Raw genomic sequence first — 15662 nt, forward strand, 5'->3', positions numbered from 1 at the left:
GGGGAACGACGATCCGGCACACCGGGGATCGACAGCGCGTTCCACGCCGCGCCTGTCGATTCCGGCCGTCGTCGATCGTCGTGCGGGTGGAGTCTCCACAGGTGTGAAGACTTCAACCCTCAGACAAGCCACAGGAAAACCCTATGACCAAGATGATCATCGTCAGCCTGCCGGTTGCCAACCTCCAGGCATCGGTCGCCTTCTACAAGGCCCTGGGATTCGAGCCGAACCCGCAATGGACAGACGACACCGGCGCCAGCATGGTCTGGAGCGAGACCATCCAGGTGATGCTGCTCACCCACGCCAAATGGCGGACCTTCACCGAGCGGCCGTTCCCACCAGCCGGCACCGCCTCGACGATGCTCACGCTCAGCCTGGACAGCCGGGAGGCCGTCGATGCGATGAACAGCGCCGCAGCCGCCCACGGCGGGCAGGCCGACGTGAACCCGGTTCAGGACTGGGGCTTCATGTACGGCCGCGACCTGGCCGACCCGGACGGGCACCTGTGGGGGGCGATGTGGATGGATGTTTCGGCAATGCCGGCGGCTGCGAAGCAAGGCTGAGGATCGATGCGCAACGCCTCTACCAGCCGATCTACCAGCTGATTCGCCAGTCGTCGGACGAAGGCGCACAGGCCTTCGTTTTCACCATCGGCCAGCGGCAATTTCGTTCGACCGCTGGCCGGCAAGGTGAGGCTCACCCACCCTTGCCTCATCGACGATGAGCTCGACCGCGCCCGCGGCAGTTGCGGCAGTCGCGGCGGGTCTCCACTCTGCAAGCGGTCGAACGTCGCAACGATTTTTTGTACTTGACAGTACGTTATGTTGGGATAAACTTTAGTGGACTAAAGGGTACAGTAAAACATGGTACCGGGCACCAGACAGCATCGGTTCACCACAGCCCACTGAAAGAAAGAACATGTCAAGTTCCAAAGTCGTTTTCGTCACCGGCGTCTCATCCGGCATCGGGCGCGCTACTGCAGAACAGTTCGCAAGGCTGGGCTGCAAGGTGTTTGGCTCAGTTCGAGACATCAGGAAGGCACAGGCCATCCCTGAAGTCGAGTTCGTGGAAATGGATGTGCGTGACGACGCCTCCGTGAAGCAAGCCATCGACGTCATCGTCGGCAAGTCCAAGCGGATCGACGTGCTTGTCAACAATGCTGGCGGGACCTTGCTCGGATCGGTTGAAGAGACGTCGATCGCCGAGGCACAGGCGCTGTTCGACACCAACGTGTTCGGCACCCTGCGCACGACGCAGGCCGTGCTGCCGCACATGCGGCAGCAGCGCTCCGGAAGGATCATCAACCTGAGTTCCGTGCTGGGCTTCCTGCCCGCTCCCTACATGGGGCTCTATTCCGCATCCAAGCACGCCATCGAGGGGATGTCGGAAACGCTGGATCACGAGGTTCGCAAGTTTGGAGTCCGTGTGGTGTTGGTCGAACCGTCCTACACCAAGACCAATCTGGACCTCAACGCGCCGCAGACGGCGAATCGAATCTCCGCCTACGATGGTGATCGGGACCTCGTGTCAAAGGCCATCGTGCGAAGCGTCCAGAAGGCTCCGGGGCCGGACAGCGTCGCCGCCACCATCGTCGACGCCGCGCTCGGCAACTGGAGGATGCGTCGCACACCCAAGGGCGAGGCATCGCTCCTGAGCAAGTTGCGCCGCTTCATGCCGGCCGGCCCCGTCGATGGAAGTCTTCGCAAGACATTCGGCCTGGGCTGACGCCCTTGGCCACAGGCGGCGGGCCCGCGGCTGCGAGCCACCAACCACTCGTGCTCGTCACGAGGTGGTGCGCTCATTGACCGATGCAGTGCCTCCAGCGCGAACCGAAGGCGCACCAACGCAAGGGTGTCCCGATGGATCTTCTTCAATCGATGCACGTCTTCAGATGCGTGGTGGACGAGGGCGGGTTTGCCGCAGCCGCTCGCAAGATGGATCTCGCGCCGGCGGTGGTCACCCGGCTGATCCAGGACTTGGAGCGCTCGCTCAGCGTCCGGCTGCTGCATCGCACGACCCGGAAAATCGCGCTCACGCAGGCGGGCAACGCCTACCTGTCCAGACTGCGCCTCATCCTCGCCGAGATCGACGAGGCGGGGGACCAGGCAAAGCAGCACTCGCGAGAGATATCGGGGAGCGTGCGCGTCGTGACGACCTCCCTGGTCGCGGTCAACCTGTTGGCGCCTTGCGTGGCCGAGTTCCAACGTGAGCATCCCGATGTCATGGTCGAAATTCACACATCCGATCGGCCCGCGCAGGAACTGCACCAGTTCGACCTCACGATCGTGAGGCAGGACGATCAGCTGGACCCCGATGTCGTCGTTCGCCCCGTGCTCGAAATGAACTATGTGCTGTGCGGTTCGTTGACATATCTGCAGGCCAGAGGCACCCCGCGGACGCCTGAAGACTTGTCAGGGCACTGTCTGGTGCGCTTGCGCGAGCCCGGCACCCGGCTGCCGACGATCAGGCTCGTGAATCCTGCGGAAGGTGGCCGCAGCTTCGAGGTCTTGTCAGCTTCGTCCGTGATTTCGAACGACGATGAGGTGGCGTATCAAGCGGCCTTGTCGGGCGCCGGTCTCACGGTGCTGCCCGATCTCGCCTTGACCGCCCGACTGCACGGTGGACAAATGCGCCGAGTGCTGGCCCCCTGGGTCAGCGCCGACGAGTTGAAGCTCGTGGCCACAATGCCCAGCCGGCAATTCATGCCTTTGCGCACCCGCATCTTCCTGGAATTCTTCGTCCAGCACGCCCGCAAAGTCGCCGCATCGCCTCCGATCTGAAATTGGCAGTTCAATCCTCAGCCGGGGGTTGCGTAAGCTGCCATGAAGACCCGCACAGCCTCGCGCAACAGCGCCTTGTTCTCGCGTGCGTCGGGCATCTCCAGCATCAGCAGGCCGCGAATATGGCCATCCCCCAGGAACATGGCCAGGAACAGATCGGCCGCCAAGCGTGGGTTTTTCACTGCCATTGTTCCGGCCTCGCTCGCGCGGCGCAGGTACGCGGCGAGCTCGTTGTTCAGTCGGTCCGCTCCCTGCCGGTAGAACGCTCGGCAGGCTTCGGGATACGCGCTGGCAGCGCCGTAGACCGAACGAAACTTGCCCAGGGCGTCCTCTTCGCGCGTCAGTGCCAGGAACTGTTCGCCGACAGCGAGCAGCGCCTTGCGCGGCTGCAGCGGATCCAGCGCTTCAACACCGGCAGAGCCACCCATCACACGGTCGGTGCGGTCCTGCACCACCGCCTCGAAAAGCCCTTCCTTCGATCCGAAGTGGCTGTAGATGGTCATCTTCGAAACACCCGCCTCCGCAGCGATGGCGTCCACGCTGGCGCGCTCCAGGCCATGGGCGAAGAAGTGGCTGCGGGCTGCTTCCATGATGCGTCGCAAGCGCTCGGGGTCGCGCGGTCGGCCGCGACGCGCGGGAGGCGGCGCGGGTTCGTCGTTTTGTGCCATTGAATGTGTTTGTGGACTTGACAGTCCATTATATGCCGCTAGACTTGCTGTACTAGTAAGTCCACTAAATGCAGGAAACACATGACGCCTCCATTGCATCGCAGCCGTGCCGTCCGCATGCGATCCAGCCGTTCCACGGTGGCCGCGTTGGCAGTGACGCTCCTTTCCGCCTGCTCGGCCCCGCAGCTTCGGGCCCCGTCCCCATCCGTGCCGCTGGCTCCCACCTTCATGAACGACCCGGCATCCGCCGCCGCCACGCCTATCGACGATGCCTGGTGGCGCAGCTTCGGCGACCCCACGCTGACCAGGCTCGTCAGGGACGCCTTGTCGACCAATCAGGACGTGGCCATGGCACTCCAGCGCGTCGCCCAGGCCCGCGGGGGCGCGGATGCCCAGGCCTCCCGCCTGTGGCCGACGGTGGGCGTGCAGGCTTCGGCATCGCGCAGCGAGAGCGGCCTGCCGGAAGCGGTCAAGCAAGGCCAGCCCGACACGCGCGCGCTGCGCGCCGGAATCGAAGTGGCCTGGGAGATCGACCTGGCCGGCGGCGTACGGGCTGCGCGCGACGCGGCGCAGGCCGATGCGCAAGCCGCCGCGGCCGGCCTGGTCGGAGCCCGCCTGCTCGTGGCCAGCGAAGTGGCCCGCCAATACTTCGTGCTGCGCAGCGCCCAGGAACAGTTGCGCATCGTGCAGGCCCTGGCCGATGCGCAGCGTCAGACCGCCGCGCGCGTGGAAAGCCGTCAGCGCGAAGGCCAGGCAAGCGCCTTCGACCTGGACCGCGCACGTGCCGAAGCGGACACACTGGCTGCCCAGGTGCCGGCGCTGCGGATGCTGGTCGGGACCACCCAGACCAAGCTGGCCGTCCTGCTCGGCCGCGACCCGTCGACCAGGGTTGTCGACGCCGACAACGGCTTCGCGTGGCCGGCCGCGCCCGCCATCTCGGCAGGCCAGCCCAGCGAGCTCTTGAGGCGCCGCCCCGACCTCGTCGCCGCCGAGGCGCGCGTCGGTGCCGAGGCCTTGCGTACCGCTGAAGCCCGCGCCCAGTGGTGGCCCAAACTGTTCCTGAATGCGTTGGTGGGTCGCGAAGACCTGCGGTTGAACGCGCTGGATCTCGCGCCGGTTCACTTCTCCAACGTCGCGCTGGCCTTTGCCATGCCGATCTTCAATGCCGGCCGCATCGACGCTGGCGTCCGCGTGCAGTCCGCGCGCGCCGATGAGGCCCTGCTGGCCTGGCAGAAGGCGGTGCTGGTGGCGGTCCAGGAAGTCGAGGACAGCCTGCTCATGCGCTCGCAGGAGTCCGAGCGAAACGCAGCCCTCGCCCTCACAGTCGAGCATCGCCGCCGTTCGCTGCAACGCGCCGAGTCGCTGCAGCGCGAGGGGCAGATCGACCTGCTGGTCTTGCTGGACGTGCAGCGCTCCGTGCTGGCCAGCGAATTGAACTTGTCGGACAGCCGCCTGCAGCAGGCGCTGGCCGACGTGCAGCTCTACAAGGCGCTCGGTGGTGGGCTTCCCATGATCCAAGCCGGTGCCGACATGACTTCTCTTGCCGCAAGGACGCCCCAATGAACGACGCATTCAACAGGATTTTTCCCGCCGTTTCGCTTTCGGGCCTCGCGGCTGCCTGCCTGCTGCTGACGGCCTGCAGCAAGCCGCCCGAGCCGGCCGCCATCGTGAAGCCGGTCTTCGTGACGACGGTGACGCCGGCCAACGCCACACAGAGTCGCAGCTTCACGTCGGTGATCCGTGCCCGGGTGGAGACGGACTTCGGCTTTCGGACTGCGGGCAAGGTGGTCGAGCGGATGGTGGAAGTCGGCGACAGCGTCAAGGCAGGCCAGGTGCTGGCCCGGCTGGATCCGGCCGACTACCAGCTGGCCGTGGAGGCGGCAGCCGACCAGGTGCAGGCCGCGTCCGTGGAGGCGCAGCAGGCCGCTTCCGACGAGGCGCGCTTGCGCCGGCTGCTGTCTGACGGATCGGTCGGCACCGCCGACCACGAGCGCCAGAAGGCACGCGCCGACGCCGCTGCAGCGCGCCTGGCCCAAGCGAATCGCCAGCTCGAGCTGGCGCGCAATCGGGAGGCCTACGCCACGCTGGTGGCGCCCTACGCGGGCGTCGTCACGACCCTGCGCTTCGAGCGCGGCCAGGTGGTCGCAGAAGGCCAGCCCGTGCTGTCACTGGCCCGCGACGGCGAACGCGAGATCGTCGCCGAACTGCCCGAGGATTGGGTCGGCCGGGCGCGAAGCCTGGTCGCCACGGCAGCGCCCTGGAGTGACGCGACAACGCCGGTCCGTCTGGTGCTGCGTGAGCTCTCGCCGCAGGCCAGTGTGCAGGGCCGGACCTACCGCGCGCGCTATTCGGCCGCGCCCGAATCGCGCGAAACCGTGGTTGCGCTGCCACTGGGCAGCACGATGCAGTTGACGCTGTCGGCACCGCAGGCGGGCCCCGCGACCATGGCGCTGCCAGTAAGTGCCTTGGTCAAGGGCAGCGGCTCGGCCGGCGTGTGGACCGTGAACGCCAAGGGTTCTGGCCTGGTGTTCACACCGGTCAAGGTGGTGGCCATCGACGACGCCACGGTTCAGGTCACGGGACTGGCCACGGGCAGCAAGGTCGTCAGCGTGGGCGCTCAGAAGCTCGACGCGGGCACCGCCGTGCGCGCCATTGAGCGCACCCCCGTCTCCGCCACGGCCACTGTTGCCAAGAGCAGTTCATGAAACGCTTCAATCTTTCCGAATGGGCCGTCACGCATCGGGCCATGGTGCTGTTCCTGATCGTCGCGACGCTCATCGTTGGCGGCCTGTCGTTCAGCCGCCTCGGGCGCCTGGAGGATCCGAACTTCGACGTGCCGCAGATGACGGCCATCGTCGTGTGGCCGGGCGCCACCGCGCAGGATGTGCAGGACCAGGTGCTCAACCGCATTGAGCGCAAGCTGCAGGAGCTGGACCAGTTCGACTACGTGCGCAGCTTCGCGCGCCAGGGCTACGGCGGCATCACGCTGTGGATGAAGGGCGGCAGCAGCAAGGAAGAGCTTAAAAACGCCTGGTACCAGGCGCGCAAGAAGATCGGTGACGTGCGCCAGGAGTTCCCCGAGGGCGTGCGTGGGCCGTTCTTCAACGACGAGTACAACGACCGCTACAGCGTGCTGTATGCATTGAGCGCACCCGACCTGTCGATGGCCGAACTGCTGACGCTCACCGAGGACGTCAAGCGCCGCCTCCAGAGCGTGCCCGGTGCCGCCAAGGTGGACGTGCTGGGCAAGCAGGCCGAGCGGGTGTATGTGGAGTTGTCGACCCGGCGCCTGGCCGCGCTCGGCATCGCGCCGACGGCGGTGTTCGACGCGCTGGCGCGCCAGAACCTGGTGACGCCCGCCGGTTCGGCCGACGCCACGCACGACCGTGTGCAGGTGCGCGTGGACGGCGAGCTGAAGAGCGCGGCGGACGTTGCCAAGGTGACGCTGGAAGTCGGCGGTCAGCTGCTGCGACTGGCCGACATCGCCACCGTGCACGCCGGCTATGAGGACCCGCCCAGCTTCAGCATCCGTCACAACGGCGTGCCGGTGCTGGCCATCGGCGTGACCATGCAGGCCAACGGCAACGTGCTGGACTTCGGCAAGGCGCTGGAGCAGCGGCTGGCCCAGATCCGGCAGGAGATCCCGGCCGGGGTCGAGATCCAGCAGTATGCCGACCAGCCGCGGGTGGTGGCGGAGTCGGTCTGGGAGTTCGAGCGCTCGTTCCTCGAGGCGCTGGCCATCGTGCTGGCCGTGTCTTTCCTGTTCCTGGGCTGGCGCACCGGCATCGTGGTCGCCGCGTCGGTGCCGCTGGTGCTCGCGCTGGTGGCGGGTGTGATGTACGCCGCCGGCTGGAACCTCGACCGCATTTCGCTCGGCGCCTTGATCATCGCGCTGGGCCTGCTGGTCGACGACGCCATCATCGCCGTCGAGATGATGGTGGTGAAGCTGGAGGAAGGCTGGGATCGCATGCGCGCGGCCACCTATGCCTACACGTCCACCGCGTTTCCGATGCTGACCGGCACGCTGGTCACGGCCGCGGGCTTCATGCCGGTGGGCTTCGCCAAGTCGATTGCCGGCCAGTATGCGGGCGGCATCTTCTGGGTCGTTGGAACGGCGCTGATCCTGTCCTGGCTGGTGGCCGTGATCTTCACGCCTTACCTGGGCGTGCTGCTGTTGCCTAAGAACCTGGCGACCCAGCACCAACACGGCAAACACCACGACCCCTACGACCGACCCGTCTACCGCCGGCTGCGCGGCATCGTCGACTGGGCGGTGCATCGCCGGGCCTGGGTGCTCGCCATCACGGTGCTGGTCTTCGCCGTCGCTGGTGCCGGCATGTTGCTGGTGCAGCAGCAGTTCTTCCCCACCGCATCGCGGCCTGAACTGCTGGTGGACTTCCGCCTGCGCGAAGGCGCGTCGTTCGCTGCCACGTCCACCCAGGTGAAACGCCTCGAAGCACGCTTGGCGAAGGACCCGGACATCGAGTTCTTCACCGCCTACACCGGCGCCGGCACGCCGCGCTTCTACCTGTCGATCCAGCCGGAATTGCCGAACCCCGGCTTCGCCCAGTTCGTCATCAAGACCGCTGGCATCGAGCAGCGCGAACGCGTGCGCGCCCGCCTGATGGAGTTGTTCGCCAAGGACGAGGCCTTCCCGGACATCAATGCGCGCGTCACGCGCCTGGAGTTTGGCCCGCCGGTGGGCTTTCCAGTGCAGTTCCGCGTCACCGGTCCCGACAAGGCGCAGGTCCGCGAGATCGCCTACCAGGTGCGTGATGCAGTGCGCAAGAGCCCCCTGGTGCGCGACACGCAACTCGACTGGAATGAGCAGGTGCGTTCGGTGCAGGTCCATGTCGACCAGGACAAGGCGCGGCTGCTCGGCCTGTCCAGCGCCGATGTCCAGAGCCTGGTGCAGACCACCCTCGACGGTGCGCCGGTGACGCAGATCCGCCGCGGCGAAGAGCTCATCGACGTGGTCGTGCGCGCCTCGCCCGAGGAGCGCAAGCGCATCGGCCAGCTCGGTGACCTGCAGGTCGCCACGCGCGACGGCGTCGCCGTGCCGCTGTCCCAGCTGGCCCGCATCGAGCCGAGCTTCGAGGAGCCGGTGCTGTGGCGGCGCAACCGCGACATGGCGCTCACGGTGCGCAGCGACGTCATCGATGGTGTGCAGGGCCCGGACGCCACCGCGAAGATCCGGCCGTCGCTCAAGCCGATCATCGACAGCCTGCCGGCGGGTTACCGCATCGAGGAAGGCGGCGCGATCGAGGAGAGCGACAAGGCCAACGTGGCGTTGTTCGCGGTGTTCCCGGCGATGTTCGCGGTGATGCTGACCCTGTTGATGATCCAGTTGCAGAGCTTCTCGCGGCTGTTCATGGTGTTCATGACGGCACCGCTGGCGCTGGTGGGCGTGGTGCCGGCACTCCTGCTGTTCAACGCGCCGTTCGGCTTCGTCGCGCTGCTCGGGGTGATCGCGCTCAGCGGCATGATCATGCGCAACTCGATCATCCTGGTCGACCAGATCGACCAGGACATCGCACGCGGCATCGCGCCCTGGGCCGCCATCGTCGAGGCCACGGTGCGGCGCTCGCGTCCGGTGGTGCTGACGGCCGCAGCGGCGGTGCTGGCGATGATCCCGCTCACGCACAGCGTGTTCTGGGGGCCGATGGCCATCGCGATCATGGGCGGCCTCGTGACGGCCACGGCGCTGACCCTGGTCTTCGTGCCGGCGCTGTATGCCGCGTGGTTCCGCATCCGGCGCGACGGCCCGGCGCAGACACCGGCTGCGGCACCGCTCGCAGACACGGCCGCACCCGCTGGCCATTGACGCACCCGTCAAATATTGGGGAAACAAGCTTGTCTGCAACCACCAATTCCCGTTCCGGAATCAGAATCCCGGGGACCACCGAACACTTTCTGGACCCGCTCGGGCCACAAGCCCGAAGCCATGGTCGACTGCGTTACCTCGCGGGCGGAACCGGGGCGCCGTTGGTCTTGCTTCACACCGTGCGCACGCAGGCCGAGCACTTCCGCAACCTCATCCCGCTGGTCCAGGATCGGTACACGGTGTACGCACTCGATCTGCCCGGCATGGGTTACTCGCAGATCGTGCCGGGTGCTTCCTACGACGAGCCCGCGATGCGCGATGCAGTGAAGCGCTTCATCACCCAACTCGACCTGCGCGACGTGACGCTGCTTGGCGAGTCGATGGGCGCCACGCTCGCCCTGACAGCCGCTGCAGATCTTCGCGAGAGAGTGCGGCGTGTCGTGGCGATCAATGCCTATGACTATGCGGGGGGAATCGCGCGGTCCAGCCTCCTGGCGCGGTTCATCGTGACCGGCGTGCTTGCCCCGGGCATTGGCCCGACCATCGCCGGTGTCGAACCCAAGGCGATCATGCGCGCCGTGCTGCGTGGAGGTCTCGGCGACACGACCGCCCTGACCGACGACTACGTCGATGAACTGCTGAAGGTCGGACGCGGCCCAGGCTACCCGGTCGTTGCCCGTGCGGTGTACGGGAACCTGCCCAGCCTCATCGCGGCGCGGTCCCGATATCCCGAGGTCGGCGTACCGGTCCATCTCATCTATGGAGAAAGGGATTGGTCACGCCCGTCGGACCGACAGGCCAACAGGCGACTCCTTCCCACTGCTGAATTCATCCAGGTGCCGTACGCCGGTCACTTCATCGTCCTGGAAAGGCCCGACGTGCCCGCCAAGGTGCTGAACGACGCGATACGGCTCGCGGGCGTTCCAGAGACTGCGGCATGACCTCGCTCGATGCAACGTCCCCAGCCCAAATCCGGGACGCAAAGGATCAGACAGATGCGCCACTCGCGACGTCGCACTGAAAGCCGGGGCTTCAATGATCAATCGCACTGCCTTCCCGATCCGGCGGCACAAGCAGGCGCGGCCTCAGGAGCTTCTGGATGCCGCCCTCAGCCTGTTCATCGAAAAGGGGTTTGCGGCGGCTCGTATCGACGAGATCGCCGCGCGCGCCGGTGTCTGCAAGGGCACGCTCTATCTCTACTTCGACAGCAAGGAAGATTTGCTCAAGGCATTGATCGCGCAGCGCTTCTCTTCCCGAGTCGCCATCTCGTTGCACGAGACGACCGATGTTCGCGCCAGCCCTGACATGCTTCGAGAGCTCATTGCCACGTGGCAGTCCGAGTTCGTCGCAGGAGAGGCCGGCGGGATCGTCAACCTGCTGTTCACGGAAGCCCGCAACTTTCCCGTTCTGGCCAATTTCTGGATGCGCGAGGTGATCACACCGACGCGCCTGCTCGTGTCCAGGATCGTCAAACACGGCATCGAGCGCGCCGAGTTCCGTGCCGTGGATCCAGACATCGTGGTGGATGCACTGGTGCTGCCCTTGATCGCGGCATGCCTGCACCGCCATGCGATCGCGCCCTATTCAACACTGGATGCCGTGCCGTGCGGTCACGCCGACTTCAACGGCTACTTCGAGTTCGTTCTCGAAGGTCTGATGGATCGGCCTGCAGACAGCTCGCAGTCACCCAACCGGATCACTGCATGAGGATGAAAGCTCGTCGGTCCATCGGTTGGGTCGTCAGCGCTTCACGAACCGATAGGCGAAACGATCCGTCTCGCCCTTGATCGAAGGATCGAACACCTTGATCGAGTGCGGATCGTCACTTCTTGCGAGCAGGGCGCTTTCCGCGTCCAGTACAAAGCCGGCCGCCTCCACCTCCTCGCGAACGAATGCAGGCTCAATCCGATGCAGTGACTGCGCATCGCCCGTGCCCAGCCCGGCGGTGGCGGCGTGGTCCACGATGACGTAGTACCCGCCGGGCTTCAGCCGCTCGTGGACAGCTCGATTGAAGTGGGCCGCCGTCGCGCCCTTGGCCTGCATCAGCGCGGTGTGGAGATCGTGATAGAACAGGTGCATCCAAAGAACATCCGCCTGCTGCGTGACCTCCGGCATCGCCACGAGGTCCGCCGAGACCGCTTCGGTGTTCTCTCGGCCCGGCTCCATCGCAAGCGTTCGCATGCGGCCGACTGGATCGTTCTTGAAATGGGCGACTTCGGCCGGCACGAAGCTGAAGACCCGTCCTTCGGCTCCGACGATGTCGGAGAAGAGACGGGTCCAGGCGCCGTCGCCTGGGTAAACGTCGATGACGGTGGATCCCGCATCAACTCGTGCGAACCGGATCAACTCGGACAGCTTGGATGGGTCGTACATCGGAATCTCCTTTGCGGTTGGCATTTGACGAGCGCGTGGCGTGCGAGGGGGCGGTCCACGGCGGGTCCACCGTTGACCCGCACCCTCGTACTAGACCTGCGCCATGCCTCCATCGACGGCGAGATCCACGCCGGTAATGTAAGAACTCTCATCAGAGGCGAGGAACGCAACTGCAGCCGCGATTTCCTCGGGGAAGCCTCTGCGGCCCATCGGGATCTGCGTGGTGAACTGTGCGACCGCCTGCTCGGCCTGCTCAGCGGTAAGGCCAGTCGTCGTCGCCAAGGCCGGGGTATCGATTGCGCCGGGACTCACACAATTCACGCGGATGCGGCGGTCCTTCAATTCCAAAGTCCAACCGCGCGAGAAGTTGCGCACAGCCGCCTTGCTCGCAGCGTAAGCAGTAAATCCTGGAAGCCCGAGCACGTTCGAGACCGACGAGTTCAGGATGATCGAACCGTCGTCTTTGAAGAGGGGAAGGGCCTTCTGCACCGTAAAGAACAGCCCCTTCACGTTCACGTCAAAGGTCTGGTCAAAATGCGATTCAGTCGCGACCGCGAGCGGCGCGATTGTCCCCGCGCCCGCGTTCGCGAAGAGGACGTCGATGTGACCGTGCTTTTCTTTCACGACGGCATAGAGCCGGTCCAGATCTTCCAGGCGCGACACGTCGCCCACGACCGTCGTGACGTTTCTCTTGATGGAGGCAGCGGCTTCCACCAGCTCTTTCTCTCGTCGCCCAGTGATCACAACGTGTGCACCTTCTTCCACGAAGCGCTTGGCGGTGGCCAAGCCAATCCCGCTGCTGCCGCCCGTGATGACTGCAACCTTGCCTTCTAGTTTCTTCACGATCTTTTCCTTTCGTTTGTGGTGTGACGCAGCGCCCTGTTCCGATGGGTACAAAGGCGCTGTACCATTTGGATCACCGATCCAGATCCAAATTCACGTATCCGAACCAGTGATCCAAATATACGGATCAGTGATCCACTTGTCAAGAAGCCTATGCGAGCCGACGCCCAGAAGAATCGAACCCATCTCCTTGTGGTCGCACGAGAGGTCGTCGCCGAGCAGGGTGTCAACGCGTCCATGCGCGACATAGCGCGCCGGGCCGAGGTCGGATTGGCCACGCTGCTTCGTCATTTCCCGACGCGCGAAGCCTTGTTCGAAGCGCTGCTGTGCACACACCTGGACGCGTTGGTACAGACGGCAGGCGGACTCGAGAAGTCGGATGCACCCGGTGAGGCGCTCGTTTCATGGTTCCGAGAATGGATGGCGTTCGCGCAGAGCTATCGAGGCGTTGTCGCCATGATGGCAACCGCCCACGCGAACCCGGAGTCCGCTCTCTATGCCGCGTGTGCAGCGGTGCACTCAGCCAGCGCGCGCCTGCTGCTTCGCGCACAGGCCGGCGGCCAGGCGCGCACCGACATGAATGGGGACGACTTGTTCGGCCTGATGTCGGCGCTCGGTTGGCTTGTCGACCTGCCGGCGTTCGCGCCACGGGCCGATCATCTGTCCCACATCGTCGCCAGCGCCATCCTGCCGAATCTGCCGAATCTGCCGAGTCACGGTGTCGCGAAGCGAAGTGCCAAGCCAGAGCGATGAGGCTTCGCGATACCGGCCCCAAGGACGCCGCGCGTGCGCGACACCATCGCAATGCTGCCCGCCGGGCAGCATTGCAAAGCACCTGCCGAGGTCCGCGCAATGTCCGCGCCGTCAGCCGCCAGGTGTTCCGTCTCGCACCGCCTTGTCCAGCACCTCTCGCACCTTCACCGCCAGGTCGTCCAGCGAAAACGGCTTGGTGAGCAGGTTCACGCCAGCGTCCAGGCGGCCGTGGTGCACGATGGCGTTGCGGGAGTAGCCGGTCGTGAACAGCACCTTGATGCCGGGCTGCAGCACCTTGGCCCGCGCGGCGACATCTGCACCGGTCAGGCCGCCGGGCAAGACCACGTCGGTGAACAGCAGGTCCACGCCCTGCTTCTCCAGCACCGCCAGTGCCGCGGCACCGTGGGCTGCTTCGATGACCCGGTAGCCCAGTTCCTGCAGCGCGGAAACCGAGAAGGCCCGAACGTCGGCATCGTCTTCCAGCACCAGGATGCGCTCGCCTTCGGCGCCCGGCACCGGCAAGGCTTCGTCATGCTCGGTCGGCTGGGCCAGCTGGTGGTAGCGCGGCAGGTACAGCTTGACCGTCGTGCCGATGCCGAGCTCCGAGTACAGCTGCACATGGCCATGCGACTGCTTGACGAAGCCATAGACCTGGCTCAGCCCCAGCCCGGTACCCTTGCCCTCGGGCTTGGTGGTGAAGAAAGGTTCGAAGACGCGTGACATGGTCTGCGCGTCCATGCCCGCACCGGTGTCGGTCACGCTGATCACCACGTACTGGCCCGGGGTCACTTCCGCATGCCGCGCCGCATAGGCCTCGTCCAGGTGGCCGTTGGCGGTTTCGATGGTCAGCTTGCCGCCGGAGGGCATCGCGTCGCGGGCGTTGACCGCCAGGTTCAGCAGCGTGCTCTCGAGCTCGTTCGGATCGACCTCGGTGGTCCACAGGCCGCCGGCGCCGACCACTTCCAGCTCGACCGTTTCGCCCAGCGCGTGGCGCAGCAGCTCAGACATGCCCTGCACCACCACGTTGGCAATGAGGGGCTTCGGGTCCAGCGGCTGCCGGCGGGCAAATGCGAGCAGCCGCTGGGTCAACGAGCTGGCGCGTTTGGCACCGGACATGGCCTGCGCCGCAGCCCGGCGCAGGCGTGCCATTTCCTCTGGCAGGCCACGCGAGAGCAAGTCCAGGTTGCCGACGATCACCTGCAGCAGGTTGTTGAAGTCGTGCGCGATGCCACCGGTGAGCTGGCCCACGGCCTCCATCTTCTGCGCTTGCCGCAAAGCCTCGGCGTGCTGCAGCAGTTCGGCCGTGCGGCGCTGCACCTGCGCCTCCAGGCCGAGGTTGAGTTCGCGCAGCGCCGCCTCGACACGGCTGCGCTCGGCGATTTCCAGCTGCGCCTTTTCGAACAGGCGCATGTTGTCGATGGCCACCGCAGCCTCGCCCGCCAGGCCCTCGAGGTTGCGCTCGGAATCTTCCGTGAACACGCCCACGCGCGAGTGGCCGAAGAACAGCCCGCCGATGACCTCGCCCGAGCGGGAGATGACCGGCACTGCCAGGTAGCTGCGCACAGGCAGGTGCCCGGCCGGCATGCCGGCGTTCGGCGCGTTGCGGCCGTAGCGGGCGTCGCGCGTGATGTCGTCGGAACGCACGATGTCCTCGCCACTGAAGGTCGGTGCAAACACCGCCGTGTTGCGTGGCATCGGGAACTGCGCGAACTTCTCCCTGGGCACGCCGGAGAGGCTGTAAAGCATGTAGCTCTCGCCGGCCGCGTTGACCAGGTTGTAGAAGAAGGCACCGAACTCCGCGCCGGTGAGCGCCACGCCGGCATCGGTGACTGCCTGCACGACCTTGTCCAGCTCGGTTTCACGGGCCAGCGTGCTGCCGGTCTGGTTCAGGATCTCCAACGCACGCGTGCGCTCCTGCAGAGCCAAGGCAAGCTGCTGCGCATCGGTGCGGTCGCGCAGGATCTTCACGAACCCCGAGCTGCCTTCGCCGCTGGCCATGCGCCGCGTTTCGCCGATGGCCCAGAAGCGCCCGCCCCCCTTGCGCAAACGCCAGCCCTCCGAGCCGCCGGTCCCCTGCAGCTTGGCCTGGCCAATCTCGGCCAGCAGGGCCGCCGGACCTCCCGCTTCTTCGGGAAAGATGACACCGAGCGAGCGGCCGAGCATTTCGCCCTCGGTCCACCCCAGCAACCGCTCGGCACCCAGGTTCCAGCCGGTGACCAGGCCGTGTTCATCGAGCGTGATGATGGCGGTGTCAAGCGCGCTGTTGAGCACATCCTGGTATCGCCTGAGCGTGGCCACCAGGTCCTCAGGGCTGCGCAGCAGCGTGGGGTCGAAGCTCGAGGACAGCGCAGCGGTAGGGCCAGAGGTCGACATGGGCGAGGTCCGGAAAGCAGCGCCGCAGCCTGCAGCGCCGAGGGTCTT

Annotated in this window: 13 protein-coding genes; 9 read left to right on the plus strand and 4 right to left on the minus strand. The window is 65.9% G+C overall.

The genetic code is table 11. The features are described 5' to 3' along the window. The first annotated feature begins 143 nt into the window (after window positions 1–143). The 3 genes from LRH25_RS29260 (at window position 144) to LRH25_RS29270 (ending at window position 2780) form a co-directional block, all read left to right on the plus strand. Complete coding sequence (locus LRH25_RS29260) at window positions 144–563, plus strand: VOC family protein (protein ID WP_141287119.1); 420 nt, start codon at window positions 144–146, stop codon at window positions 561–563. A gap of 355 nt (window positions 564–918) precedes the next feature. After that, entirely contained in the window at window positions 919–1725 is an 807-nt protein-coding gene (locus LRH25_RS29265; RefSeq protein WP_141287121.1) for an oxidoreductase, read from the plus strand. Window positions 1726–1859: 134 nt separating this feature from the next. Next, complete coding sequence (locus LRH25_RS29270) at window positions 1860–2780, plus strand: LysR family transcriptional regulator (protein ID WP_231013035.1); 921 nt, start codon at window positions 1860–1862, stop codon at window positions 2778–2780. 17 nt (window positions 2781–2797) lie between these two features. Here LRH25_RS29270 and LRH25_RS29275 read toward each other — a convergent pair whose 3' ends face one another. Further along, on the minus strand, window positions 2798–3448 hold the full coding sequence (locus LRH25_RS29275; protein ID WP_141291947.1) for a TetR/AcrR family transcriptional regulator: 651 nt from the start codon (window positions 3446–3448) through the stop codon (window positions 2798–2800). 117 nt (window positions 3449–3565) lie between these two features. Between LRH25_RS29275 and LRH25_RS29280 the strand changes: the two genes are divergently transcribed. The 5 genes from LRH25_RS29280 (at window position 3566) to LRH25_RS29300 (ending at window position 10979) form a co-directional block, all read left to right on the plus strand. Next, window positions 3566–5011 (plus strand): efflux transporter outer membrane subunit, encoded by a 1446-nt coding sequence (locus LRH25_RS29280; protein ID WP_231013036.1) that lies wholly within the window; start codon window positions 3566–3568, stop codon window positions 5009–5011. Further along, window positions 5008–6153 (plus strand): efflux RND transporter periplasmic adaptor subunit, encoded by a 1146-nt coding sequence (locus LRH25_RS29285; RefSeq protein ID WP_231013037.1) that lies wholly within the window; start codon window positions 5008–5010, stop codon window positions 6151–6153. Before LRH25_RS29280 ends, LRH25_RS29285 begins: the two co-directional genes overlap by 4 nt. Then, entirely contained in the window at window positions 6150–9272 is a 3123-nt protein-coding gene (locus tag LRH25_RS29290; RefSeq protein WP_141285947.1) for an efflux RND transporter permease subunit, read from the plus strand. The genes LRH25_RS29285 and LRH25_RS29290 overlap by 4 nt, the downstream gene beginning before the upstream one ends. A 29-nt stretch (window positions 9273–9301) precedes the next feature. Further along, window positions 9302–10213, plus strand: coding sequence for an alpha/beta fold hydrolase (locus LRH25_RS29295; RefSeq protein WP_141285949.1), 912 nt, complete (start codon window positions 9302–9304; stop codon window positions 10211–10213). A gap of 94 nt (window positions 10214–10307) precedes the next feature. Then, complete coding sequence (locus LRH25_RS29300; protein WP_141285951.1) at window positions 10308–10979, plus strand: TetR/AcrR family transcriptional regulator; 672 nt, start codon at window positions 10308–10310, stop codon at window positions 10977–10979. Between the two features lie 33 nt (window positions 10980–11012). Here LRH25_RS29300 and LRH25_RS29305 read toward each other — a convergent pair whose 3' ends face one another. Next, window positions 11013–11645, minus strand: a complete 633-nt coding sequence (locus tag LRH25_RS29305; protein ID WP_141285953.1) for a class I SAM-dependent methyltransferase — start codon at window positions 11643–11645, stop codon at window positions 11013–11015. A 90-nt stretch (window positions 11646–11735) separates the two neighbouring features. Next, window positions 11736–12488, minus strand: a complete 753-nt coding sequence (locus LRH25_RS29310; protein ID WP_141285955.1) for an SDR family NAD(P)-dependent oxidoreductase — start codon at window positions 12486–12488, stop codon at window positions 11736–11738. A gap of 153 nt (window positions 12489–12641) precedes the next feature. Between LRH25_RS29310 and LRH25_RS29315 the strand changes: the two genes are divergently transcribed. Next, window positions 12642–13241, plus strand: coding sequence for a TetR/AcrR family transcriptional regulator (locus tag LRH25_RS29315; protein ID WP_141285957.1), 600 nt, complete (start codon window positions 12642–12644; stop codon window positions 13239–13241). A gap of 111 nt (window positions 13242–13352) precedes the next feature. On the opposite strand, the gene LRH25_RS29320 is transcribed toward LRH25_RS29315, so the two are convergent. Then, window positions 13353–15614, minus strand: a complete 2262-nt coding sequence (locus tag LRH25_RS29320) for an ATP-binding protein (RefSeq protein WP_141285959.1) — start codon at window positions 15612–15614, stop codon at window positions 13353–13355. Window positions 15615–15662: the final 48 nt, after the last annotated feature.

It is taken from the genome of Ideonella azotifigens (genome assembly GCF_021043325.1).
In the GTDB taxonomy this organism is placed as follows: domain Bacteria; phylum Pseudomonadota; class Gammaproteobacteria; order Burkholderiales; family Burkholderiaceae_C; genus Ideonella; species Ideonella azotifigens.

Excerpts from the sequence above, each read along its gene's own strand:
- LRH25_RS29260 (WP_141287119.1), top strand. The coding sequence starts at position 144 with ATGACCAAGATGATCATCGTCAGCCTGCCGGTTGCCAACCTCCAGGCA.
- LRH25_RS29265 (WP_141287121.1), top strand. The coding sequence starts at position 919 with ATGTCAAGTTCCAAAGTCGTTTTCGTCACCGGCGTCTCATCCGGCATC.
- LRH25_RS29270 (WP_231013035.1), top strand. The coding sequence starts at position 1,860 with ATGGATCTTCTTCAATCGATGCACGTCTTCAGATGCGTGGTGGACGAG.
- LRH25_RS29275 (WP_141291947.1), bottom strand. The coding sequence starts at position 3,448 with ATGGCACAAAACGACGAACCCGCGCCGCCTCCCGCGCGTCGCGGCCGA.
- LRH25_RS29280 (WP_231013036.1), top strand. The coding sequence starts at position 3,566 with ATGCGATCCAGCCGTTCCACGGTGGCCGCGTTGGCAGTGACGCTCCTT.
- LRH25_RS29285 (WP_231013037.1), top strand. The coding sequence starts at position 5,008 with ATGAACGACGCATTCAACAGGATTTTTCCCGCCGTTTCGCTTTCGGGC.
- LRH25_RS29290 (WP_141285947.1), top strand. The coding sequence starts at position 6,150 with ATGAAACGCTTCAATCTTTCCGAATGGGCCGTCACGCATCGGGCCATG.
- LRH25_RS29300 (WP_141285951.1), top strand. The coding sequence starts at position 10,308 with ATGATCAATCGCACTGCCTTCCCGATCCGGCGGCACAAGCAGGCGCGG.
- LRH25_RS29305 (WP_141285953.1), bottom strand. The coding sequence starts at position 11,645 with ATGTACGACCCATCCAAGCTGTCCGAGTTGATCCGGTTCGCACGAGTT.
- LRH25_RS29315 (WP_141285957.1), top strand. The coding sequence starts at position 12,642 with ATGCGAGCCGACGCCCAGAAGAATCGAACCCATCTCCTTGTGGTCGCA.
- LRH25_RS29320 (WP_141285959.1), bottom strand. The coding sequence starts at position 15,614 with ATGTCGACCTCTGGCCCTACCGCTGCGCTGTCCTCGAGCTTCGACCCC.